Here is a 2,085-nt window from a genome sequence, read left to right on the forward strand (position 1 = left end):
GTTGGAACTCTTTCGCGTCCATGGCGCTTGGCATAAACGTCACGCCATAGGCCGCGCCGTCGCCTCCTTGCCCTTGCCAACTGTCCGGCATGATCAAGGTCGTGAGCGCCTGCCGGGCGTCTTCGGGATTCAGGTGGCGAAGTTCGTAGATAACGATCTTCCGCTCGGTGTCTGGTGATGGTTCGTCGTCGGGCGGCCCAGCGGCTGCGGCACGATCCTCGGCCTCCGCCTCGGGCTCCTTCGGCAACGCCAGGCATAGCTTGGCGAGCAAATCCTGGATTTGTTCGTGAACGTCGAGCTTTTGATCGACCACCAATAGATTCCGATATGAGCTGATCACCCCGGGACCACCACTGTCCACCCATGTATCCACCTGAACAGTGCTTGTAATCAAATCGATTAGATCTTGCATATTACGGCGGCGATCGCGCTCGCCCACGATTTCGTCGACACGATAAATCTGCGTGTACAAGATCTCGTCCGCCTTCTCCCTGCTGGTAATCTGCAGCACTTCGTCGCGGATCGTGTACGTAAGATCGAAATCGTCAAGGATCAGATCGAGCGCGCTGCGCAGGCTGATTCCCTTGAGGCTCTTGGTGACGGGCGCCGAAGCGTCGACGGCGGCGTCGGTCAGCCCTTTGGTATCCAGTTGAATCTCGAATTCGTGCTTGCTCTTGATGTAATCCACGACGTCCGACAGTGGCGTGTCGGCAAATTCCAGATCGGTCAATTCTTCGAGGTGCTCCAGGATCTTCGCGCGCGAGTCCTCGTCGGCCATGAGCCGTTTGATCGCACCATCGGCAACCGCGAACCGGCAGCAACTGCACACGACGAGCGCAGCGACAAACACAGTAACTCGGGACATGACAGCCTCCCCATGGTGTGAAGATTCACCCGTGACGATTCACGTGCGACGTGAAAAGGCGCGGCGCGGGTGGTTCCGAAACCCGGCAGCCGGCGCGCATCGTACCGCGATCGCTGCGGACGGGCAATAAAATTCTGCTTCCCGCGATGTAAACCAACCTCACGCACTACCCAGCTTGACAGTTCCCGAGAGTACGACGATTCTGGAAATCGATCCCTCTTGCGATTTGCCGCTCCTCCTGGAATGGGCCTTTGATATGCGCGACCGATGGCGCAAGGCGTTGGGCGGCCTGGCAGCATGCCTGATCGTGCTGGCGCTCGTAGCGGCGCGGGCCGAACTCTGGTCCTGGCCGAGCAAGGCCGAAACAGAGCCCGCCGGCTCGGTCGAGGTTTATGTCTATAACCAGCGCGGCGAGCTTGTCGGGCCTGTCGAATCGCCCCGCGTGGTGCTCAGCGATCGCGAGTGGCGCAAGCGGCTGTCGGCCGAACAGTACAAGGTGCTACGCAGCCGAGGCACCGAGCAGGCTTTCTGCGGCGTCTTTCTCGACAATAAGCAGCACGGTGTTTACGCCTGCGCCGGCTGCCGGCTGCCGCTGTTCCTCTCGGGCGCGAAGTTCGACTCGGGCACTGGTTGGCCCAGCTTCTTTCAACCGGTCGCCCTGGAGAATCTGGCCGAGGCGAAAGACCTCAAGACAGGCGAGCTGCGCATCGAAGTCAACTGCGCTCGCTGCGACGCGCACCTGGGGCACGTCTTTGACGACGGCCCAGCGCCGCGCGGGCTGCGCTATTGCCTCAACTCGGCGGCGCTTGACTTCACGGCCGACGATCAACTCAAGTCGCTCGCCGATCCGGCCGCTGAAACCGCCAGCCCGACGGCCGAAGAATGAACCCGCCGAGTGACGGCGTTGGATAGGGTCATCAGGCCATCGGTCAGTGCGATTCGCGCTGAGAATCTGGCCGTCATAATTTTCTTGATTTGCGCTGCCGTGTCTGGGAATATGACGGCTCGACCGTCTTTATCTGCAATCGGAGCACGCTAACGAGCGTTATCCCAAGCCGGGGCTGTGTGCTAAGGCGAATCCTTAGAACGTGTCTTCAAATGTATTTGTGTCGGGTCAGGGGGCGTGACATGAGGTTGATCATGGCGATGTAGATCATGGCCTCGCTGGTTTCGGTGTTGCGTTCGTAGTCGCGGGCGTGGCGGCGGTAGCGGACGAGCCA

At 60.3% G+C, this 2,085-nt stretch carries 3 protein-coding genes; 1 reads left to right on the plus strand and 2 read right to left on the minus strand.

The genetic code is table 11. From position 1 onward, the window contains the following. The coding region (locus VHD36_09775; protein ID HVU87599.1) for a hypothetical protein at nt 1-865 on the minus strand (865 nt) is incomplete at its 3' end. A 175-nt stretch (nt 866-1,040) separates the two neighbouring features. Between VHD36_09775 and msrB the strand changes: the two genes are divergently transcribed. After that, nucleotides 1,041-1,751 (plus strand): peptide-methionine (R)-S-oxide reductase MsrB, encoded by a 711-nt coding sequence (msrB, locus tag VHD36_09780; GenBank protein ID HVU87600.1) that lies wholly within the window; start codon nt 1,041-1,043, stop codon nt 1,749-1,751. 208 nt (nt 1,752-1,959) lie between these two features. Here the strand turns inward: msrB and VHD36_09785 are convergent. Continuing rightward, nucleotides 1,960-2,085, minus strand: a 126-nt coding sequence (locus VHD36_09785; GenBank protein ID HVU87601.1) for an IS5/IS1182 family transposase, incomplete at its 5' end; no start/stop codon positions are given.

The organism is Pirellulales bacterium (assembly GCA_035546535.1).
Classification (GTDB): domain Bacteria; phylum Planctomycetota; class Planctomycetia; order Pirellulales; family JACPPG01; genus JACPPG01.